The sequence below is a fragment of the Geothrix terrae genome (genome assembly GCF_022808775.1).
GTDB classification, from domain to species: Bacteria; Acidobacteriota; Holophagae; order Holophagales; family Holophagaceae; genus Geothrix; species Geothrix terrae.
This window is the reverse complement of record NZ_JAKZLA010000006.1, coordinates 23,338-43,448: the sequence shown is the minus strand read 5'-3', so window position 1 is coordinate 43,448 and position 20,111 is coordinate 23,338. Positions and strand designations below refer to the sequence as shown.

17 protein-coding genes and 1 pseudogene are annotated in these 20,111 nt (G+C 69.5%); 13 read left to right on the top strand and 5 right to left on the bottom strand.

From position 1 onward, the window contains the following. Positions 1-20 precede the first annotated feature (20 nt). Entirely contained in the window at positions 21-818 is a 798-nt protein-coding gene (map, locus tag MLE42_RS11870) for a type I methionyl aminopeptidase (RefSeq protein WP_420843096.1), read from the top strand. Between the two features lie 160 nt (positions 819-978). On the opposite strand, the gene MLE42_RS11865 is transcribed toward map, so the two are convergent. Further along, a complete protein-coding gene (locus MLE42_RS11865) occupies positions 979-1,482 on the bottom strand; it encodes a thioesterase family protein (RefSeq protein ID WP_243288097.1) in 504 nt (167 codons plus the stop codon). A gap of 38 nt (positions 1,483-1,520) precedes the next feature. Between MLE42_RS11865 and ispE the strand changes: the two genes are divergently transcribed. Both ispE and MLE42_RS11855 read left to right on the top strand, forming a co-directional pair. After that, positions 1,521-2,357, top strand: coding sequence for a 4-(cytidine 5'-diphospho)-2-C-methyl-D-erythritol kinase (gene ispE, locus MLE42_RS11860; RefSeq protein WP_243288096.1), 837 nt, complete (start codon positions 1,521-1,523; stop codon positions 2,355-2,357). A gap of 17 nt (positions 2,358-2,374) precedes the next feature. After that, positions 2,375-3,943 carry an NAD(P)H-dependent oxidoreductase gene (locus tag MLE42_RS11855; RefSeq protein ID WP_275975896.1) on the top strand — a complete coding sequence of 523 codons (1,569 nt, stop codon included), beginning with the start codon at positions 2,375-2,377 and terminating at the stop codon, positions 3,941-3,943. A gap of 68 nt (positions 3,944-4,011) precedes the next feature. Here the strand turns inward: MLE42_RS11855 and MLE42_RS11850 are convergent, their stop codons facing one another. Beyond that, positions 4,012-4,758 carry a hypothetical protein gene (locus MLE42_RS11850; protein ID WP_243288094.1) on the bottom strand — a complete coding sequence of 249 codons (747 nt, stop codon included), beginning with the start codon at positions 4,756-4,758 and terminating at the stop codon, positions 4,012-4,014. 200 nt (positions 4,759-4,958) lie between these two features. Between MLE42_RS11850 and MLE42_RS11845 the strand changes: the two genes are divergently transcribed. From MLE42_RS11845 to MLE42_RS11800, 9 genes are read left to right on the top strand one after another with little or no spacing between them, the layout of a single operon-like run. Then, positions 4,959-5,879, top strand: coding sequence for an ABC transporter ATP-binding protein (locus tag MLE42_RS11845; protein ID WP_243288093.1), 921 nt, complete (start codon positions 4,959-4,961; stop codon positions 5,877-5,879). 2 nt (positions 5,880-5,881) lie between these two features. Beyond that, the gene (locus MLE42_RS11840) at positions 5,882-6,940 is read left to right on the top strand and encodes an ABC transporter permease (protein WP_243288092.1); all 1,059 of its coding nucleotides are present in this window, start codon (positions 5,882-5,884) and stop codon (positions 6,938-6,940) included. A 48-nt stretch (positions 6,941-6,988) separates the two neighbouring features. After that, positions 6,989-9,406: a PAS domain S-box protein gene (locus MLE42_RS11835; RefSeq protein WP_243288091.1), complete on the top strand. Its 2,418-nt coding sequence runs from the start codon at positions 6,989-6,991 to the stop codon at positions 9,404-9,406. 38 nt (positions 9,407-9,444) lie between these two features. After that, positions 9,445-10,707 (top strand): MFS transporter, encoded by a 1,263-nt coding sequence (locus tag MLE42_RS11830; protein WP_243288090.1) that lies wholly within the window; start codon positions 9,445-9,447, stop codon positions 10,705-10,707. Further along, a complete protein-coding gene (gene hutH, locus MLE42_RS11825; RefSeq protein ID WP_243288089.1) occupies positions 10,704-12,194 on the top strand; it encodes a histidine ammonia-lyase in 1,491 nt (496 codons plus the stop codon). The genes MLE42_RS11830 and hutH overlap by 4 nt, the downstream gene beginning before the upstream one ends. Continuing rightward, entirely contained in the window at positions 12,191-12,865 is a 675-nt protein-coding gene (locus MLE42_RS11820) for an HD domain-containing protein (protein ID WP_243288088.1), read from the top strand. The genes hutH and MLE42_RS11820 overlap by 4 nt, the downstream gene beginning before the upstream one ends. Then, positions 12,862-15,108, top strand: coding sequence for a HEAT repeat domain-containing protein (locus MLE42_RS16195; RefSeq protein ID WP_275975895.1), 2,247 nt, complete (start codon positions 12,862-12,864; stop codon positions 15,106-15,108). The genes MLE42_RS11820 and MLE42_RS16195 overlap by 4 nt, the downstream gene beginning before the upstream one ends. Before the next feature lie 54 nt (positions 15,109-15,162). Beyond that, positions 15,163-15,687 (top strand): inorganic diphosphatase, encoded by a 525-nt coding sequence (locus MLE42_RS11805; RefSeq protein WP_243288087.1) that lies wholly within the window; start codon positions 15,163-15,165, stop codon positions 15,685-15,687. Positions 15,688-15,694: 7 nt separating this feature from the next. Beyond that, positions 15,695-16,402: an HAD hydrolase-like protein gene (locus MLE42_RS11800; protein WP_243288086.1), complete on the top strand. Its 708-nt coding sequence runs from the start codon at positions 15,695-15,697 to the stop codon at positions 16,400-16,402. Here the strand turns inward: MLE42_RS11800 and MLE42_RS11795 are convergent. The 3 genes and pseudogenes from MLE42_RS11795 to MLE42_RS11785 all read right to left on the bottom strand — a co-directional run bounded on the left by MLE42_RS11795 (position 16,386) and on the right by MLE42_RS11785 (position 18,849). Beyond that, the gene (locus MLE42_RS11795; protein WP_243288085.1) at positions 16,386-16,979 is read right to left on the bottom strand and encodes a LolA family protein; all 594 of its coding nucleotides are present in this window, start codon (positions 16,977-16,979) and stop codon (positions 16,386-16,388) included. The genes MLE42_RS11800 and MLE42_RS11795 overlap by 17 nt on opposite strands. 730 nt (positions 16,980-17,709) lie before the next feature. Then, positions 17,710-18,285 (bottom strand): annotated as a pseudogene (locus MLE42_RS16390) (GTP-binding protein); the annotation flags it as partial. 75 nt (positions 18,286-18,360) lie between these two features. Then, complete coding sequence (locus MLE42_RS11785) at positions 18,361-18,849, bottom strand: peroxiredoxin (RefSeq protein WP_243288083.1); 489 nt, start codon at positions 18,847-18,849, stop codon at positions 18,361-18,363. On the opposite strand from MLE42_RS11785, the gene MLE42_RS11780 reads away from it, so the two are divergent. Further along, positions 18,794-19,972 (top strand): isocitrate/isopropylmalate dehydrogenase family protein, encoded by a 1,179-nt coding sequence (locus MLE42_RS11780; protein WP_338029970.1) that lies wholly within the window; start codon positions 18,794-18,796, stop codon positions 19,970-19,972. The two genes, MLE42_RS11785 and MLE42_RS11780, sit on opposite strands and share 56 nt — an antisense overlap. The last annotated feature ends 139 nt before the right edge of the window (positions 19,973-20,111 follow it).

Genomic DNA, 20,111 nt, shown 5'->3' with positions numbered 1-20,111 from the left:
GACTGGTGACCGAGGGCAAGATGGTCCTGATCCGAGAACAGATCCGCTACAAGAGCCGCAAGGAGATCGAGAAGCTCCGCGAGGCGGGCCGCGTGGCCGCCAACGCGCTCCGCCTGGCCGCCCGCGCCGCGAAACCCGGCGTGAGCCTCCTGGAGATCGACCGCGTGGCCGAGGCCTACATCCGCCAGCAGGGCGCCTCGCCCAGCTTCAAGGGCTACCACGGCTTCCCCGCCACCCTCTGCACGTCGGTGAACGACAAGGTGGTGCACGGCATCCCGTCCAAGTACGTGCTCCAGGAGGGCGACATCATCGCCATCGACTGTGGCGCCAAGCTGGACGGCTATCACGGCGATACCTGCCTCACCGTGGGCGTGGGCAAGATCAGCGACGAGGCCCGCCGCCTCATCCAGACCGCCCAGATGGCCATGTTCGTGGGCATCGAGCACTGCCGCCCCGGCGAGCGCCTGGGCGACATGGCCACCGCCGTGCAGACCTTCGCGGAGGAGCGCGGCTACTCGGTGGTGCGCGAGTACATCGGCCACGGCCTGGGCCGGGACCTCCACGAGGATCCCCAGGTGGTCTTCGCCGACCAGCGGCCGGGCACCGGGTTCCGCATGGAGCCGGGCATGACCATCACCATCGAGCCCATCCTCAACATCGGCAGCCACAGGTGCCTGGTGGAACCCGACGGCTGGACCGTCCGTACCCGCGACGGCCAGCTCTCCGCCCAGTTCGAGCACGACATCGCCATCACCAAGGACGGCCCTGAGATCCTGAGCATTCCCGATCCTGAATTCGAGCTGGAGGACGGGCTGTAGGCCCGGTCTCCAAGGGTCGCAAGGAACGCCGCACCGGCGGCGCTGCGAGTGGGGCCCTGCTCGAATTCATGCCACGAGCTGGAGGACGGGCTGTAGGGCAGTCTTCAGGCGTGCGGGCTATGCCCGTGCGCCTACGAAAAACGCGAATGCATTTTTCGACTCACCCCTTCGCCCACCGCTTGATGGCTTCTGGCACTTCGAGCTGGGGCCCTTTGTACTCCATCAGGCGTAGCACCTCGGCCATGGGGACGTTGCCGGCCTTCCCCCGGAAGAGGGCCTTCACGACGCCTTCGGCGGCGAGGTCGCCGTCCCGCTTCAGGAAGCGCTGCTCCAGGAAGACCCACTTCTCGTCCCAGCCCAGCAGCCGCGTGTGCAGGGTGAAGGGCTCGAACAGCTCGAGGCTGCGGCGGTAGCGCATGGTGATGCCGCCGACCAGCGGCTTCCAGCGGTGGCCCAGCATGGCCCGGCCCAGCTTCGTCCGGAACGTGAGGTCGAACCGGCCAAGGTCCATGATGCTGAGGAAGCGCCCGTTGTTCATGTGGACGTTCATGTCCAGGTCGTTGGGCCACACGCGGAAATGGAGCACGGAGACGCCCATGGGATCCAGGGCCGGACGGCGCCAGAGCGTGAGCAGTTTCCAGAGGGTGCGAAAGAAGAGGACCATCCGACCAGCCTAGCGGAGCGATGCGCTACCTTGGAGCCATGGCTCTCCAGGTTCCCGCCCCTGCCAAGCTCAACCGCTTCCTTGCCGTGCTGGGCCGGCGCGCGGACGGGTTCCACGAGCTGGAGCTGGTCACCACCGTGCTGGAGGGTGTGGCAGAGCTGACGGACACGCTGTCGGCCGAGCCAGCCCCGGCGCTGACGCTCGAGATCACTGGCCCCACGGGCCAGGGCCTGACGGCGGACGGATCGAACCTGGTGGTCAAGGCCTGGCGCCTGCTGGAGGAGGCCGCCAAGCGGCCCCTGCCCGCGGCCCTGCGCCTGGAGAAGCGCATCCCCCACGGCGCCGGCCTCGGCGGCGGCAGCAGCGATGCGGCGGCGGCCCTGCGCCTGGGCAACCGGATGTTCGACCTGGGATTGGAAGATCAGGTGCTGCTGAGGATGGCCGCCCGCCTGGGCAGCGACGTGCCCCTGTTCCTCCTGGGCGGGACGGTGCTGGGCCTGGGCCGGGGCGAGCGGGTATTCCCCCTGCGGCCGGTGCCGCTGGAACCCATCCTGCTGGTCCATCCGGGCCTGCATGTGAGCACGCCCAGCGTGTACCGGGCCCTCCAGGACGTGGGCTATCCCTTTCCCGAGGCCCTGGCCTCGCAATCTGAAGGCGCCGCGGCGCCCTGGCGCAACGACCTCACGGGCGCGGCCCTGTGGGTGTGCCCGCCCCTGGCCGAGGTGCGCGACGCCCTGCGCGATACCGGCGGCGAGCCCCTGCTCTGCGGCTCCGGCAGCTGCTGGGCGGCCCGGTACGACAGCGTCCAGGACCGGGATGCCGCTGCGACGCAGATCTCCGGCCTCCGGCCCAACTGGGGCCTCTGGCGCGTCTGATCGACCCCAGGAGTAGGATGGCCCCATCCCATCCGGACGGAGGGCAGGTGGCGGCATCCACGGAAGGCGCAACGCCCAGGATTCTCGTGATCCTCGGCCATCCCCGCGTGGGCAGCTTCTGCGGGGCCCTGGCCAGTGCCTACGAGGCAGGCGCCCGGGCCGCCGGGTTCGAGGTCGAGCGCTTCGACCTCGCCGGTCTCACCTTCGATCCCCACGTGCGGCTGCCCTCGCCCCGGGACCAGGCCCTGGAGCCGGACCTGGCCCGGGCCCAGGCGCTGATCCAATGGGCCGACCACCTGGTCTTCGTCTACCCGGCCTGGTGGGGCACCCTGCCCGCCCTGCTCAAGGGCTTCCTCGATCGCGTGCTCACCCCCGGCTTCGCGTTCGCGGCCGACGAGGAGGATCCCGCCAACTGGACGAAGTTGCTGAAGGGGCGCTCGGCACACCTGCTGGTGACCATGGACACGCCATCCTGGGTCTACCGGCTCATCTACCGCCAGCCCGGCCACCAGGCCATGCGGCGCGCCACCCTGGGCTTCTGCGGCGTAGCGCCCACCTTCATTTCCACCTTCGCCCCCGTGAAGCCCGCCACTGAGGAGGCGCGGGCCCGGTGGCTGGACCAGGCGCGAGCCGAAGCGGCCCGGCTGCCCGGTCGCCTCCACCGGCACGCCCTCCTCCACCGCGCCGGGGCCTGGCTGCGGCTGCTCCGCCTGCAGTTCTACCCCATGGCCTGGGTGGCCTACACCATCGGCGCCCTGGCGGCCGCGCGGCACGGCTCCTTCTCGCACCCCGTCTACTGGCTCGGCTACCTGTGCCTCTTCCTGATGGAGGCGCTCACCGTGGTCAGCAACGAGTGGTTCGACCAGGACACGGACCGCCTCAACCGCCACGCGGGCCCCTTCAACGGCGGCAGCCGCGTGCTGGCGGACGGGGAACTCGGCCCCGGCAGCGTCCGGCGGGCCATGGCCGGGCTGGCCCTGGCGCTGGGCGCGGGGTTGGCGGCCCTGAGCGCCGCCCTGGCCCCGTCCGGCGGGCCGGGCCTGGCGGCGATGATCGCCCTGGCGGCGCTCGCCGCGGGCTACACCGTGCCCCCCCTGAAGCTCGTCTACCGGGGCCTGGGGGAGCTGGACGTGGGCCTCACCCACAGCTTCGCGGCCATCTTCGTCGGGGGCCTGCTCCAGTCCGGCATCTGGCGGGACCCGTTCCCCTGGCTCATGGGCCTGCCCCTGTTCCTGGCCACCCTCTCCGCCATCACGCTCTCGGCCCTGCCGGACCACGAGGCGGACGGAGCCGTGGCCAAGCGGACGCTGGCGGTGCTCCTGGGCCGCCGGGGGGCTGCCTGGGCCGCCCTGGGATTCGCGGTGGCGGCTGCCGCCTGCGGAGTGGCCTGGCAGCAGTGGGGCCTCTTCGGCGGGACCAGCGGACTCGTCGTCTACCTGGCCATCCCCCACGCCCTGCTGCTGGTCCGCGCCATCCTCCGCTACCTCCGCCGGGGCGCGCCCTGCGAGCGCATCGACGGCCTCATGGCCCTGGCCCTGACCTACCTCCTGTGGTTCGGGATCATCCCCCTGGCCCACCTGTCCTAGGCGCATCCCGCCGGGATCGCAGACGTGATGCCTGGGCTTTGCTCAGGCATCACGAGGGGGTCCGCCATTCATGGCAGGTCCTCGTCCCCCACCCGGAAGAGCCAGTAGGCCTTGGGTAGATGCTCGATCACGACGAGCAGGAAGTAGATCCGCTCGTAGAAGGCCATGCTCATGAGGTGGATGCCGGCGTAGGTCAGCAGCCGGACCGTCATCCGCGCGACGGCGATCGCCATGACGGACTTCAGGGCCCAGTGGATGCGCGGGCTTCCGGGGAACAGGAAGTACACCCCCAGGCTGCCCAGGCAGGGCGCGAGCATCAGGGGGAAGTAGAGGGCATGCTGGACGGACTGGAAGGTGGCGACCTTGTCGAGGATTCCCGCGCGGATCACCGGATCCACCGCCTTGAGGTACTCCGCCGGGAGCTGGATCTGGGTCCAGAAGAGCTCGACCGAGCGCAGGGCCACCTCGAACAGGCCGAACATGAAGAACCCCAGGAACGCGGCCCAGGCCAGGAGCGGGCGCCGGCGCATGCCCTGGGCGCAGATGACCCAGGCGATGAAGACCAGCGCGAACATCCAGATCAGCATGAGGGCCGAGCGGGCGAGGTGCAGCCCCGCGGCGCCCTGCAGCAGTTCCTCGGCCACATCCAGGGGAGGCCGGAAGGCGTTGAACACATAGTCCTGGAAACCCTGCACGGCGACATAGCCGAGCACGAGGAGGCCCGCCGCCACGCGGAAGGCCCGTCCGGCCGGGTCGAAGCCGGGGACCGCGAGGGCGGCCGGTGGTGGCAGGGCCGGAGAGCTCGACGGTTCCATGATCCTGCCTCCACGGAGATGGACGGGTCCGTCAGGGTGGCACCGCATGCACATGGTGTCCACACAGGAAAATGGAGGCGGAAGCCGGTGCCATCGGACTCGCCGGCCCGCCCCTCCGCCGGCCGGCGGAATTCCAGACTTCGCCGATCTGGGGTGGTCACGCGCAGGGCATCGTGGAAATCTGAAGGATCGAGGTGGCCATGGCCGAACTTGCCTTGCACGTGAGGGGGCTCAGGAAGCAGTACCCCAAGACGCTCGCAGTGGATGGCGTGGATCTGGAGGTTCCCCGGGGCGAGGTGTTCGGCCTGTTGGGCCCCAACGGCGCGGGGAAGACCACCACGCTGGAGATCATCGAGGGCCTGACCGAGGCCGACGGCGGCGACATCGAGATCCTGGGCCTCACCTGGGCGAACCAGGGGCAGGAGATCCGCGCCCGCATCGGCGTCCAGCTCCAGAGCACCAGCCTCTTCAACAAGATCACGCCCCGGGAGGCCCTGGACCTCTACGGCAGCTACTACCCGAAGCGCCGGAGCACCTCGGAGCTGCTGGACCTGGTGCAGCTCCAGGAGAAGGCCGACGCCTACCACATCACCCTCAGCGGCGGCCAGCAGCAGCGACTGGCCCTGGCGCTGGCCCTGGTGAACGATCCGGAGCTGGTCTTCCTGGACGAGCCCACCACGGGCCTCGATCCCCAGGCCCGGCGCAGCCTGTGGGATGTGGTGCGGCGCATGAAGGCCGAGGGACGGACGGTGATCCTCACCACCCACTACATGGATGAGGCGGAAGCGCTCTGTGACCGCCTGGCCATCATGGACCACGGCCAGGTCATCGCCACGGGCACGCCGGCCTCGCTCATCGCGGACCTGGCCATTCCCAGCGTCGTGGAGCTGACCTTCGAGGGCGACGCACCCGACCCCGTGGCCTTCGCCGCACGGCTGGGCCAGGCCGTGGAGCGCCGCGCGGACCTCTGGGAGATCCCCACGCCGGATCCCAAGGCCCTGCTGCCGCGGCTGCTCGAGGCCGCCGAGTCTGCCGCCGTCCCCTTCCAGCAGGTCCATGTCCGCCGGGCCACCCTGGAGGATGTCTTCCTGCACCGCACCGGCCGCAGCCTGAGGGAGTAGCGATGATGCTCTGGCGCCAGTTCGCAATGGAATGGCGGCTCTACCGCCGGGACCGCGTGGCCATGTTCTGGACCTTCGCCTTCCCGGTGGTGCTGCTCCTGGGCTTCGGCACCATCTTCCGGGATGGCGGCGGACCGAAGCTCTCCGTGGTCCGCGTGCAGGCCCCGGCTCCAGGTCCGCAGGACACCGCCCTGGACCAGGCGCTGACCGATGTGCAGCTCAAGGTGCAGGCCCTCCCGAAGCCCGAGGCCGAGGCCCGCTGGGCGAGGGGCGAGACCGCCGCCCAGCTGGAGACCGATGGCGCGGGCTATCGCCTGCGCCTGAACAGCTACCTCATGGCCCAGGCCGGGGCCACGGCGGGGCTGGTGAACCAGGCCTGGCTCATGGCCCAGGCGCGATTGAACGGATCGCCCGAGCCCCAGCGGATCCCCGTCTCGGTGGAGAGCCCAGGCCACAAGCACTCCGCCAACTACGCCGCCTTCCTGCTGCCGGGCCTGCTGGGGCTGAACCTCGTGAGCATGGGGCTCTTCAGCGTGGGCATGGTGAACGTGTCCTACCGCGAGAAGGGCAAGTTCCGCCGCCTGGCCGTCACGCCGCTGCCCAAGTGGATCTTCCTCCTGGGCCAGGTGCTGCACCGGCTCACGGTGACGGTGATCCAGGCCGCCATCCTGCTGCTGGTGGGCCGCCTGGTCTTCGGCATCGAGAACCAGGGATCATTCGTCGATCTGTTCCTCATCATGACCCTGGGCACCGGCTGCTTCATGGCCTTCGGCTTCGCCCTCAGCGGCTTCGCGGACACCTCGGAAGGCTACGCCGCCATCTCGAACCTGGTGTTCTTCCCCCTGATGCTGCTCAGCGGCGTGTACTTCACGCTGGATTCCGCTCCGGCCTGGCTCCAGCACGCCGTGGCCCTGGCGCCCCTGGCTCCCTTCCTCCGGGCGCTGCGGGCCGTGTTCAACGACGGGGGCTCCCTGGTCGGACATGGGACCGGCCTGGCCATCGTGGCCGCCTGGGGCCTGGCCGCGTTCGCTCTGGCGGTCCGACGGTTCCGCTGGGCCTGAGACCATCCATTACTTGTGCGGCCACCAGGAAGGGCCGATAACGAGCCCATGCATCCACCGAGGGAACCCCGGGATCCGGCCGAGGCTCTGGCTCTGGTGCGTCGGTACCTGAAGGCCACCTATCGCATCGCGGAAGCCGCCATGCGGGCCACGGACCTGCGAGAGCTCTACGGCCGGGTTCACACCATCATCCGCGACCTCATGCCGGCGGAGAACCTCTACTTCGCCCTGTGGGACCGGCCCTCGGGAACCGTCTCCTTCCCCTATTTCGTGGACACCCAGGATCCCGTTCCGGAACCCCGAAAACTCCGCCGGGGGCTGACGGAGTACGTGCTGCGCACGGAGCGGCCGCTGCTCCTGGACCGGGACATCCTCCACCAGCTGGAGGCTTCAGGCGAAGTCGAGCCGTTCGGAACGGATTTCCTGGACTGGCTGGGGGCCCCCCTCCTGGGCGCCGAGGGCGTGTTCGGGGTCCTGGCCATCCAGATCTACGAGGGCGACCGGCACTACACCCCCGAGGAACGGGACCTGCTCGTGTTCGTGTCGGGCCAGGTGGCCATGGCCATCGAGCGCAGGACGGCCGAGGATGCCCTGCGACTCAGCGAGGACAAGTTCTCGAAGGCCTTCCAGGCCAGCCCGGATGCCATCAACCTCACCCGGCTGGCGGACGGCTCCTACTTCGATGTCAGCGAAGGGTTCACCCGCCTCACCGGCTGGACGCGGGAGGAGGCCGTAGGTCGCTCGGTCCTGGAGCTGGGGATCTGGGCCGACCCCGAGGATCGGGATCGGGCCGTCCAGCTCATCCAGGAACACGGAGCGTTCACAGGCCTGGAAGCCCGGTTCCGGCGGAAGGATGGCGGAGTCGTCACCGGCCTCATGTCCGGGAAGCTCATGGAAGTGGATGGCACGCCCTGCCTGCTCTCCATCACCCGCGACATCACAGACCGCAAGGCCGCGGAACAGGCGCTGCGAATCGCCGAGCGGCGCCTCCGGACCGTCCTGGCCTATTCCGAGGCCATCATCTACCAGCTGGATCCCGAAGGCCGCTTCACCCTGTCCGAAGGCCTGGGGCTCGCGAAGATCGGCCTGAGACCCGGCGAGGTGGTGGGACACTCCGCCCTCCTGGAGCCCGCCGGATGGGACCCGGTGGTGCTGGACCAGATCCGCCGGAGCCTCCACGGTGAGCCCTCCCGCGAAGTGGCCCGGTTCCGGGACCGGATCTTCGACAACCTGCTCACACCCGTCTTCGACGATCGCGGCCACCTTGAATCCGTCATCGGCATCGCCACGGACATCACGGACCGCCGGCGGGCCGAGGATGCCCTCCGCCAGGCCCAGAAACTGGAGAGCCTCGGCGTGCTGGCCGGGGGCATCGCCCATGACTTCAACAACCTGCTCACCGTGGTGCTGGGGAACCTGAACCTGGCCCAGCTCAAGCTCGAGGACACCTCCCGGGCCCGTCCCTACCTCGCAAACATGGAAGCGGCCATCCTGCGCGCCACGGAGCTGACGAAGCAGATGCTGGCGTACTCGGGGCGCGGCCACTTCGAGGTCCGGCCCCACGACCTCAACGCCGTGGTCCGGGACCTGACCCACCTGCTGGAGGTGTCCATCTCCAGGAAGATCCGCCTCCACCTGGACCTGGCGCCGGCCCTCCCGGCCGTCGAGGCCGACGCGGCCCAGTTCCAGCAGGTCATCATGAATCTGGTCACCAACGCGTCTGACGCCATCGGCGACCAGGAAGGTACGATCCACATCACCACCTCGGCCCTGGATCTCGACGACTCGACCCTCCGGAACGAGTTCAGGCTCGAGGCTCCGAGACCCGGCCGCCACGTGGTCCTTGAGGTCGAGGACACGGGTTGCGGCATGACGCCGGAGGTCATGGAGCGGATCTTCGACCCCTTCTTCACCACCAAGGCCACGGGGCGCGGCCTGGGCCTCTCCGCCATGCTCGGAATCCTCCGCGGCCACGGCGCGGGGCTGGACATCCGCAGCCAGGTCGGCCTGGGAACCCGGTTCAGGCTCTGCTTCCCCGCCGTGGAGGGGGCCTCCACATGCGCGGAGCCGCCGGTCCCGATGCCCGACAAGCCTCTCCTCCGCGGTCTGGTCCTGCTCGTGGACGACGAGGAGCAAATCCTCCGGACCACGGGGATGGCCCTCGATTCACTCGGATTCCAGGTGCTGGTGGCCCAGGATGGCCTCGAGGCCCTGGAGCGCTTCCGGGAACACGGGAAGGACCTCCATCTGGTGATCATGGACCTCACCATGCCGCGCCTGGATGGCCGGGAGGCCTTCCGGACCATGCGGAACCTGGATCCGACCATCCCCGTGGTCCTCAGCAGCGGGTATTCGGAGCAAGACTCCCTCCAGACCTTCCCCGAGGGCGGACCGACGGGTTTCCTCCAGAAGCCCTACCAGCTCAAGGATCTGAAGGCCGTCATCCAGAGAGCCCTGGGAAGCTGAGACGCATCCCAAGCTAAACTGGTCGGCTGGAGATCCTCATGCCGTCTTCCAAGCGCGCCAGGCTGGCCATCTTCCTCACCGTGTTCACCGACCTGCTGGGCTTCGGCATCGTCATCCCGATCCTGCCCCTCTATGCCAAGGAGATCGCGGACCACCCGAGCGCCTGGATGGAGGGCGTCAACCATTTCCTCGGCCTCGGCGGAACGGGCACCACCCCGGGAGCCTTCTGGGCCGGCGTGGGTTTCCTCAGCTTCAGCCTCATGCAGTTCATCGCCTCGCCCATCCTGGGCCGCACCTCGGACAAAGTGGGGCGCAAGCCCGTGCTGTGGATGAGCCTGGTGGGCTCGGCCATCGGCTACCTGATGCTGGCCCTCACCAGCCGCTTCGAGTGGATGCTGGCGGCGCGGATCCTGGACGGCATCACCGGCGGCAACATCTCCGTGGCCCAGGCGGCCATGGCGGACAGCTCGGCCCCGGAGGAACGCTCCAAGGCCATGGGCATGATCGGCGCCGCGTTCGGCCTGGGCTTCGTGCTGGGCCCGGCCATGGCCGGCATCCTCAGCGGCAGCGCCTTCGGGCATCACCTGCTGGCGACCCGCGGCTGGCACCTGCCCTTCTTCGTGGCGGCGGGGCTGTCGCTGACCGCCTCACTCCTGGTGGCCCTGTGGGTGCCCGAGACGCTGGACCAGGAGGCGCGGGCGCGGTCCCGCGAGACCCGCGGCCATGCCCTGGTGAAGGCCTTCAAGCGCCCGGGCATGCCCCAGCTGCTGATCGTGTCCCTGCTGGCCATGGCGGGGTTCTCCATGATGGAGGGGACCTTCGCCTTGCTCGTGCATGCCCGCTTCGATTTCCACCAGCGGGAGGTGGGCTTCCTCTTCGCGGGCATCGGCATCCTCATGGTGATCTACCAGGGCGGCCTCGTCCGGATGGTGTCCAAGCGCATCCCCGAGCGGATGGCCCTCATCACCGGGCTGCTCCTCCTGGGCATCACCCTGCCCCTCATGCCGAAGGCCGCCTGGATGTGGCCCTTCGTGCTGCTGTTCATCCCCCTCTCCTGGGGCAGTGGCATGAGCAACACCGCCGGCTCGGCCCTCGCCAGCCGCCTGACCCCGCCGGAGGACCAGGGCAGCCTCTTCGGCGTGCTGAATGCCATGACGGGCCTGGGGCGCATCATCGGCCCGGCCGTCGGCACCTTCGCCTTCGCCCGCTGGGGCGGCCAGGCTTCCTACACGGTGGCCGGCCTCACCATGGGCCTCGCCCTCCTCCTCGCCCTCACCCTCTCCCGCAAGGTGCCCGCATGATCCGCCTCGATGGACGCTCCCTCACCGCCCCCCTGCTCGCGCGCATCGCCGCCGGCGAGGGCGTCTCCCTCGATGAAGGCGCCCTGGCCCTCGTGGCCGAGAACCGGGTCGTGGTGGACCGCATCGTGGCCGAGGGCCGCACGGTCTACGGCATCAACACGGGCTTCGGCCAGTTCGCCACGGTGGTGATCCCCCCGGACCAGCTCCAGCAGCTCCAGCTCAACCTCGTGCGCAGCCACGCCGCCGGCGTGGGCGAGCCCCTGCCCGTGGACCAGACTCGGGCCCTGATGGCGGCCCGCATCAACTGCCTGCTGAAGGCCCACAGCGGCATCCGCCCCGAACCCATCCGCCTGCTGGCAGAATGCCTCAACCGCGGCGTGGTGCCCGTGGTGCCCAGCCAGGGCAGCGTGGGCGCCAGCGGCGACCTGGCCCCCCTGGCCCACATGGCGCTGCTGCTGGTGGGTGAGGGCCTTGCCTGGTCGCAAGGGCGCCACATCCCCGGCGGCGAGGCCCTGGCCCAGGCCGGCCTGCAGCCGGTGACCCTCCAGGCCAAGGAGGGGCTCGCCCTCATCAACGGCACCCAGCTCATCACCTCGCTGGGCAACCTGGCCGTGGAGAAGTTCACGCGCCTGACGGCCCTGGCGGATGAGATCGCGGGCCTCAGCTTGGAGGCCCTGCGGGGCACCCGCGCCGCCTTCGACCCCCGCATCCACGCCGCGCGGCCCCACCCGGGCCAGATCGCCGTGGCCGAGCGCATGCGGGAAATCCTGGGCGCCTCCAGCGAGATCTCGGAAAGCCACAAGGACTGCCATCGCGTGCAGGACGCCTACAGCCTGCGCTGCATCCCCCAGGTTCATGGAGTGACGCGGGACGCCCTCCAGTTCGCCGGTGCCATCCTCGAGCGGGAACTCAACAGTGCCACGGATAATCCGATGATCTTCACAGACACCCAGGAGTCCCGTTCCGGTGGCAACTTCCACGGCCAGTATCCCGCCTTCGCCTGCGATGTCCTCGCCATCGCGGCGGCGGACCTCGCCAGCATCTCCGAGCGCCGCCAGGAGCGCCTCGTGAACCCGGCCTATTCGGATCTTCCGGCCTTCCTCACCCAGAATGGCGGCCTCGAGTCCGGCTTCATGATGGCCCACGTCACCTCGGCCGCCCTGGTGAGCGAGATGAAGGGCTTGGCCCACCCGGCCTGTGTGGACACCATCCCCACCAGCGCGGGCAAGGAGGACCACGTCAGCATGGGCCCCATCGCCGCCCGCAAGCTGTTGCGCGCCGTGGATGCCCTGGAGCAGGTGCTGGCCATCGAGGCCCGCATGGCTCTCGAGGGGCTGCGCATTGTCGGGCTCGCTCCGGCCGCGGGCCTCCAGCCCCTGGTCGCCCGCTTGGCGGAGGCCTGCGCCCCCTGGACCGACCGGGTGATGTTCAAGGAGATCGACGCCACCCTTGGCGCCCTCCGCGCCCACCAGGACGTTTGCCCATGACGACTCCCTGGCGGCCTGCCTGCGAACTGGCGCTCCGGCAATTCTCCGATGCCGACGCCATCCGGTTCTGGGGCATCGGCCACCAGGTGAACGGCGAGTATCAGCCCATCTTCAACTACCGCTTCGAGCACACCTACGCGGCAGTGCTCCTGGCCCGGTGGCTGGCGCCCCTGGTGGGCGCGGACCTCGAGGTGGTGGAGTGCGCGGCCTGGCTCCATGACGTGGCCAAGCGCCTGAAGGACCCCCAGGCCAAGGACACCCACGCCCAGGACGCCTCGGCCCGGGTGGAGGAAATCCTATCGACCACGGACTTCCCGCCGGAGAAGATCCCCGCCGTGCGCCACGCCATCGAGCACCACGTGGGCCTCAAGCTCACGAAGCGGCTGGAGCCTCTGGAGACCGCCTGCCTCTGGGACTGCGACAAGCTCAGCAAGATCGGCGCGGCGAGCCTCATCCACTTCGGCTGCATCAGCGGCGCCTTCCAGCCCATCACCACGGCGGAGATCCTCCGGCGCGGCGAGGCCTGGCTGGACCTGGCTAGGGGCATCACCGCCAGCTTCAACACCGAGCCCGCCCGGGAGGAGGGCCGGCGGCGCCTGACCTTCCTGGAGGCCCATTACGCCCAGCTGCGCCGGGAATGGTCCGATCCCATGAAGGCCACGCCCCCATGAGCGACTTCCTCTCCCTCGCCCAGGCCCTGGCCCTGGCCTTCAAGGCCCTTCAGATGTACACCGCGGCCCACCCGCGGGCCAAGGATGCGGTGGGCGCCGCCCATGCCGAGCTGGAGCGCTGGCTGGCGGAGACTGGGCGCCTCCAGTTCGTGGTCACCGGCGCCAAGGCCTTCGTCGATGGCGCGGTCCAGGATGGCCGCAATCCCCATGTCGCCGTGCTGGTGCGGCTGGTGTCCGAGCGGGGCGTGGGAGGCCTCGTCTTCGAGCGGGGGGTCACCGAGGCGGAGTGCCTCGCCTTCCTCCAGGCCCTCGCGCTCAAGCCCCAGAAGCTCGAGGAGCTGGGGGGCCTCGAGTTCCTCCTGCAGGCGGCGGACGTGCGGCGCATCAAGGTGTCGCAGATCCGCTACCAGGCGGTGCATGAAGGGCAGGAGGATGTCGTGGCCCAGCCGGCGACCGTCGCGCCCCCGCGACCCGCTGAAGATCCACTGGTGAAGGCCATCCGGGAGGCCCTGCTGGCGGTGCTGCCGGGCATCCCGGGCCCTCCTGGGCCCGGCGGGCGGCGGGGACTCGGATTCCTGCAGGGTTTCCAGGCCACGGACCTGAGCGGCCTCGGCCCCCTCGGCCATGAGCTGGGGCTGGATGACACCATGCCCTCGCCGGCCCAGCTCGGAACCCTGCGCCAGATCCTCATGGGCCTGGAGCCGGACGTGCAGCTGAGCCTCCTGGGAGGGTTGGCTTCGCTGCCGGCCCATCCCGCGGGGCTGGCCCTGGGCATCAAGGCCCTGGCGGGCGAGATCCTCTCGGTGTCGGTCACCTCCGCCCTGGCCCTGGGGGCGACCTGGCCCCAGCTCCGGGGTCCCCTCGAGCGCATCCTGCTTCCGCTGCCTGACCGCGAATCCCTCGTTCGCATCCTGGCCGCCCAGCTCCGAAGCGCCGGCCACGACGCAAGCCAGGCTGAGCTGCTGCTCCGCCAGGCGGACTGGGAGGCCCTCAGCCTGGAGGCCAAGCTGGTGAAGGTCCTCGAGGAGGGCCACCTGTTCGAGCTGAGCCTCGTCCAGCGCCTGGCCTTCCTTCGCGAGCTGCTGGACCTCCGCCAGTTCGACGCCTTCCTCCGGGTGCAGGACCTCCTGCTGGACACGCTCCGCGACGACCGGGTCGAGGTCCGGCTCAAGGCGGCCCAGACCCTGGCCGGCGTGGCCAAGTGGGCCCATGAGCCGGGACTGCCGCCCGGCGGCGAAGGCGCCCTGACCGAGGCCCTCCGTGCCCATTTTGCCTGGGAGCCGGAGCCCCCGGTGCACCGGTGGACCGCGGAGGCCCTGGACGCCCTCCTGGCGGCCACGGTCCTGCGGGGCGAGCTGGGCCGGGTGGTTTCCGAGCTGCGGGAGCTCGAGGAGCTGTGTGCCTTCCTGGAAGAGCCGCAGCCATGGCGCATGGAGGCCGTGGGACGGCTGCGGGCGGCCCTGGCGAGGCCCGAGCTGCTGGATGCCGCCGCGACCCACATCCTGGGGGTGGACCGGCACCAGATGGTCGCCGAGGTCCAGCCCTACCTGGAATTCCTCGGAGCGCCCATGGCCCGCCACCTCGTGGCCCGGCTCGAGGATGAAGGTGATCGCACCCGGCGAGGCCGCCTGGTAGAGGCCTTGCGCGGCCTGGGCCCCCTTGCGCTTCCCCCCTTGCAGGAGGCCCTGGTTTCGCCGGCCTGGTACCTGGTACGGAACGCTCTCACGCTGCTGGCGGACCTGGGGGATGCGGGTTGCCTGCCCGCCATCGCCCCCCTTCTGCGCCACGCGGAGCCCCGGGTGCGCCGCACGGCGGTGCGGGCCCTCTGGCGGCTTGGGGGACCGGCCTCGGAGTCGCATCTCCTGGCCCGGTTGGGCGAGACGGATTTCGAGACGCTCCAGGAGATCCTGTTCGCCCTGGGCCAGCTCCGCGCCGAGGGAAGCGTCGCCCAGGTGGCCGGGCTGGCCCAGGACCGGCGCGTCCAGGAACGCCTCCGCGTCCAGGCCATCGATACCCTGGGCCTCATCGCGTCCCCGCGGAGCCTGCCCGCCCTGGCCGACCTCCTGCGCCGGAAGGGACTGTTCGCCAGCTCCGAGCCCCCGCCGGTGCGCCTGGCCGCCGCCCGGGCCCTGGCACACCTGGGCCTTCCGGAGGCGCAAGCCACCCTCCGCCGAGTGATCGAGGCCGAGCCCCGGGGCGAGGAACGCGAAGCCTTCCTCAGCCTCCTGGAGCGGACCACCTGAGCGCGTGACGCGCATCACAGGACATGTGAAAATCGAGGTCTTCGCGGAGCTTCCATGTCTCTGGTCCACCTTGATCCCGGCAAGCAGGCGCCCGAGATCGTCAACGCCATCATCGAGATCCCCACAGGCTCCCGGATCAAGTACGAGATCGACCACCACACCGGCCTGGTCCACGTGGACCGCGTGCTGTTCTCCCCCTTCCACTATCCGGCCGAGTACGGGTTCATCCCCGGCACCTTGGCCGAGGACGGCGATCCCGCGGACATCCTCGTGCTCATCAACGGCGCCACCTATCCCGGCGTGGTGATGCGCGCCAGGCCCATCGGTCTGCTGCGCATGAGGGATGACAAGGGCCTGGATTCGAAGGTCCTGGCCGTGGCCACGGACGACCCCACCTATGCCCACGTGACATCCCGCAGCGACCTGCCCCCGCATTTCCTGCTCGAGGTGGAGCACTTCTTCCTCACGTACAAGGATCTCGAGCGCAAGAGCGTCTCCAGCGACGGCTGGGGTGGCAAGGACGAGGCCCACGCCTTCGTGCGGGCCGCCATCGAGGCCTTCGACAAGCAGAAGAAGTAGGATACCGATGACGGCTTCGGAGGAGGCGCCCGGCCTCGTCTGCTTCGACCTGGACGGAACCCTGGTGGACCCCCTGCTGGGCGTCCGCAACTGTCTGCGGAAGACCTGCGACGCCTTCGGCCTGGTCCTTCCGGACGAAACCACCGTCCGCGGCTGGATCGGCTTCGGCATGCGCGAATCTCTGGCCACGCTCCAGGGCCTGGAGAATCCGGAGCGGCTGGAGGAGGCCCTGGACTTCTACTGGGAGCGGTACCGGGAGGACGGCGTTTTCGAGCATGAGCTGTATCCGGGTGTCTTCCACCTCCTGCATCGGTTGAAGCGCCAGGGGCACCGCATCTACATCGTGTCCGCCAAGCCGACCCTCTTCGCCCGGCGCATCGCCTACCAGTTCGATCTGAACCTCATCTTCGACGACATCTTCGGCAGCACCCTGAAGGGGCGCTGGCAGCCCAAGACCGACGTGGTGGCGGGCCTGGTCCGCCAGGGCACCCTCTGGCCCGGCGGCGTGTTCATCGGCGACCGCGGCGTCGACATGGTCGCGGCCCGGGACCACGGCCTCGAAGCCATCGGGGTGGGCTGGGGCTATGGCAGCCGGCGGGAACTGGAGGAGGCGGGAGCCGAACGCATCTTCGACACGGTGCCGGAGCTGGATGTCTGGCTGCGGGAGCGGTTCCCGCAGGCGGAAGTGTTCGACGCCTTCAGCCGTTCGGAGTAGCCCAGCGGGTACCGGCCGGCACCTGGGCCTTGAAGGCCGAGGGCGCGGGCGGCGGGGCGACCTTCGCATCCAGCAGCTCCAGCCGCTGGCGGGCTCCCGTGGGATCCGTCCACTCGAGGGTGTGCAGCAGCCCTTTCCGTCCCGTGGCGGTCAGGGCGGGGATGTCTGGCGCCCGGGGCACCAGCTTCACGGCCTCCCCGCCGGCGGATTCGGCCCGGTAGAGGGTCCCGATCCGGGCGGGGTCCAGCAGGATCCCCAGCAGGGGGAAGTCGCGCACGGCCCGGGCGAGTTCCACCCGTTGGGCCGTCCGCGTGTCGGGATCGTACTGCACCAGATGGCGGCCATCGGAGGTCACGGTCAGGCCCGAGTCGTAGGTCACCTTGAGCTTCCCACCCCGGGCCAGCAGCAGGTTTCCCTCCCGGGCCATCTTCCCGAATACGGCGCTGTCGCTCTCCTGGCGGAAGCGGCTCGCCAGGACCGGCACCTTCGGGAAGGCGGTCCACCACCCGGGCAGGGCTGCGGCCAGGGGCCCCGCGAGCAGGGCCGCGAGGCAGAAGGCATGTGGACGGAAGGCCATCTCAGCTCCGCTTCAGCTCGACGCTGAGCTTGGCCGTGCTGCCCTTGGCCGGGGCCGGCCGCTGGATCTGCCCCTCGGCCAGGACCACCCCCTGGCGGCGCAGCTGGACGACCACCTCGATCTCCTGGCCCTCCAGATCCGAGGGAACCTCGATCCGCAGCACCGACGGGGCACCTTGGCGGCCCACCTGGGTCAGTTCCTCGAGCAGCGACGAAATCGCATCCCTGGGATCCGGGTTCTTGGAGGGCGGGGCCGACCGCCGCGTCTCGACCTTCAGGGAGGCCAGGGCCGCCAGCGGATCAGCCTTTACGATGGGCTTGGGCGCGGGCGGGGGGACGGCGGGTGCGGGTTCCCAAGGCGTCAAGGCCTCGGGGGCCGGCCCCTGGGCCTCGGCGGCCGGCCCCTGGGCCTCGGCGGCCACGGCTTCCCCCTGGAAGGCCGAGAAGGCCTCGGCATCGAACCCGGCCTCGCCCTCCTCCGTGAGGAAGGCCAGACCGTCGTCCTCCGCGGGTGGTTCCGGCAGATGGGGGGCCTCGATGAAGATGCCGGTATCGTCGTCCAGATCCGGCAGCGGGCCGATCCCGGACGGCTGGACGGGACCGTCCATGTCGAGGAGATCCGTGACGGATGGCAGATCCGACAGGGTGAGGGCCTCGATCTCGGACGATTCGGAAGGAGCCCTGGAAGCCATGGGACCGGGAGCCGCCTGAGGCTCCTCGAGCACATGGGTCTTGATGTGGGACAAGGCCAGCTTGGTGATGCCGCGCAAGGTCTCGAAGACACCCGTGCCGTCCGACGCCACGGACTGGAAGCTGGGCACGCCCCGGGGGTTGAAGACCGCTTCCAGCTCGTCCACGGAGACCACGTTCTTCAGGTCGCGCTTGTTCCACTGGAAAACCACTGGGATGTCCTGGAGGTTGAGCCCCAGCTCCCGCATGTTCTCCTCCAGGTTCATCCAGCTCTCGCGGCAGGCGTCCAGCATGGGCACCTGGCTGTCCACCACGAAGACGATCCCGTCCACGCCCTTGAGCACGAGCTTGCGGGTGCTGTTGTAGAACACCTGGCCGGGCACGGTGTAGAGCTGGAGCTTGGTCCTGAAGCCGCCCACCACGCCCACGTCCATGGGCAGCAGATCGAAGAACAGAGTCCGGTCCGTCTCGGTGTTGAGGCTGACCATCTCCCCGCGGGCTTTCTGGCTCGTCTTACTGTAGATGGTGTTGAGGTTGGTAGTCTTTCCGCACAGGCCGGGCCCGTAGTAGACGATCTTCGCCGTCATCTGCCGGGTGGCGTGGTTGAAGAAGACCATTCCTGAACCTCTTGGGAGAAATAAGTTTAGCCCGGAAAACCCGCCGGGCTCAACGCAAATGCGGCTTTTCCGCCTTCAGGACAGGTTCTTGAGAAGGGCCAGCACCTGCTGATCGTGGTCCTTCGTGCGGACCTCGGTGATGACCTTCCGGACGATGCCCTGCCGGTCGATGAGGACCGTGATCCGCTTGGCCATGCCAAGGAGGGGCATCTTCACCCCGTAGCTTTCGATGATCCGCCGGTCGGGATCCGCCAGGATGCTGAAGGGCAGGTGGAACTTCTCGGCAAAAGCCTTGTGACTCTGCGTGGTGTCCGCACTCACCCCGAGGATGACCGCCCCCGCGGCCTGGATGGCGGCAAACCCATCCCTCAGGCTGCAGGCCTCGGTGGTGCAGCCGGGCGTGTCGTCCTTGGGATAGAAATAGAGCACCACGGCCGACTTACCCTGGAAATCCGCCAGGCGGACGTGGGTCCCGTGCTGGTCCGGGGCCTCGAAGGCCGGGGCCTTCATGCCCTCCTTGACCACCCCTGCACTGGCCGCCCCGAAGATCGCCAGGATTCCCATCGCCGCCCTCCATCCCCCGCCCATGGCCGCCTCCCGAGGGGTGGCAGTGTGGCACCATCGGTTTGGCACAGAAACAGAAAACGGAGTAGACACGTTGAATGTCGCGACACGTATTGCCCTCATCCCCGGCGACGGGGTCGGTCCAGAGGTCATGGCCGAGGCCAGACCTTTGCTGGATTGGGCCAGGGTGCGGGGACGCCATCTGGAGGCGGTCCCGATGCCCTACGGGGCGGAGCACTTCCTCGCCACGGGCGAGACTCTGCCCGAGGCCGCCTATGCCGACCTCCGCGACGGATTCGACGCCATCCTGTTCGGGGCCGTGGGCGATCCGCGGGTGCCGGACGGGCGCCATGCCGAGGAGATCCTCCTGCGCCTCCGCCAGGGGTTGGAGCTCACCATCAACTTCCGCCCCTGCCGGCCCCTTCCCGGTACCGGACCCGAAGGACTCCACCTCGAGGTCTTCCGGGAGAACACCGAGGGCCCCTACTGCCTCCAGGGCAGCACCGAACCTGATCGGGCGGTGGATCTGGCGGTGCATACCGCGCCGGCCGTGCGCCGCCTGCTGGAAGCGGCCTTCGTCAGGGCCGCGCAACGGGGCCGCGTCCTCACCCTGGCCCACAAGGCCAATGTGCTCAAGCATGGCCACGGCCTCTGGGTGCGGCTGTTCCAGGAGCTCCAGGCGCTGCATCCCGAGGTGTCCGCCCGCGCCATGCACGCGGATGCCCTGCTCTGCGCCCTGGTGCAGGATCCCCGTCCCTTTGGCGTCATCGCCGCCGACAACTACCTGGGAGACCTCATCAGCGACCTCACCGCGGCCTTCGCCGGGGGCATGGGCACGGCTCCCTCCCTGAGCTGGGCGCCCCACCGCCCCTTCCGCTGCGCGGTCCTGGCGGAACCGGTGCATGGCTCCGCGCCGGACATCGCGGGAAGGAACCTGGCCAACCCCGTGGGCATGATCCTCAGCACCGCCCTGCTCTTCCGCCATCTGGGCTGGGAACCCGAGGCCATGGCGGTGGAAGAAGCCGTGGCAGCCGCCCTGCGTGACGGCGCGAAGACGCATGATCTCGGCGGTACCCATGGCACCGCCGCGATGGGCCGGGCCATCCGCGAGCGGCTGCCCTAGAAGCAGCATCTCAGGTCTTCTGGAAAAACTTTTATAGAAGCGGGGGGTTGTGGCGCAGGGGAGGAAAGCGGAGAGCAGGTGAAGGCCTGTTTCTGTTCTCCGCTTTCCTCAGCCCTTCAGCGATCCTCCGCATATCTCA

What these genes read in the sequence shown, in the direction of transcription:
- map (WP_420843096.1), top strand. Translation starts at nt 21, where the DNA reads ATGGTCCTGATCCGAGAACAGATCCGCTACAAGAGCCGCAAGGAGATC.
- MLE42_RS11865 (WP_243288097.1), bottom strand. Translation starts at nt 1,482, where the DNA reads ATGGTCCTCTTCTTTCGCACCCTCTGGAAACTGCTCACGCTCTGGCGC.
- ispE (WP_243288096.1), top strand. Translation starts at nt 1,521, where the DNA reads ATGGCTCTCCAGGTTCCCGCCCCTGCCAAGCTCAACCGCTTCCTTGCC.
- MLE42_RS11855 (WP_275975896.1), top strand. Translation starts at nt 2,375, where the DNA reads ATGGCCCCATCCCATCCGGACGGAGGGCAGGTGGCGGCATCCACGGAA.
- MLE42_RS11850 (WP_243288094.1), bottom strand. Translation starts at nt 4,758, where the DNA reads ATGGAACCGTCGAGCTCTCCGGCCCTGCCACCACCGGCCGCCCTCGCG.
- MLE42_RS11845 (WP_243288093.1), top strand. Translation starts at nt 4,959, where the DNA reads ATGGCCGAACTTGCCTTGCACGTGAGGGGGCTCAGGAAGCAGTACCCC.
- MLE42_RS11840 (WP_243288092.1), top strand. Translation starts at nt 5,882, where the DNA reads ATGATGCTCTGGCGCCAGTTCGCAATGGAATGGCGGCTCTACCGCCGG.
- MLE42_RS11835 (WP_243288091.1), top strand. Translation starts at nt 6,989, where the DNA reads ATGCATCCACCGAGGGAACCCCGGGATCCGGCCGAGGCTCTGGCTCTG.
- MLE42_RS11830 (WP_243288090.1), top strand. Translation starts at nt 9,445, where the DNA reads ATGCCGTCTTCCAAGCGCGCCAGGCTGGCCATCTTCCTCACCGTGTTC.
- hutH (WP_243288089.1), top strand. Translation starts at nt 10,704, where the DNA reads ATGATCCGCCTCGATGGACGCTCCCTCACCGCCCCCCTGCTCGCGCGC.
- MLE42_RS11820 (WP_243288088.1), top strand. Translation starts at nt 12,191, where the DNA reads ATGACGACTCCCTGGCGGCCTGCCTGCGAACTGGCGCTCCGGCAATTC.
- MLE42_RS16195 (WP_275975895.1), top strand. Translation starts at nt 12,862, where the DNA reads ATGAGCGACTTCCTCTCCCTCGCCCAGGCCCTGGCCCTGGCCTTCAAG.
- MLE42_RS11805 (WP_243288087.1), top strand. Translation starts at nt 15,163, where the DNA reads ATGTCTCTGGTCCACCTTGATCCCGGCAAGCAGGCGCCCGAGATCGTC.
- MLE42_RS11800 (WP_243288086.1), top strand. Translation starts at nt 15,695, where the DNA reads ATGACGGCTTCGGAGGAGGCGCCCGGCCTCGTCTGCTTCGACCTGGAC.
- MLE42_RS11795 (WP_243288085.1), bottom strand. Translation starts at nt 16,979, where the DNA reads ATGGCCTTCCGTCCACATGCCTTCTGCCTCGCGGCCCTGCTCGCGGGG.
- MLE42_RS11780 (WP_338029970.1), top strand. Translation starts at nt 18,794, where the DNA reads ATGCCCTCCTTGACCACCCCTGCACTGGCCGCCCCGAAGATCGCCAGG.
- MLE42_RS11785 (WP_243288083.1), bottom strand. Translation starts at nt 18,849, where the DNA reads ATGGGAATCCTGGCGATCTTCGGGGCGGCCAGTGCAGGGGTGGTCAAG.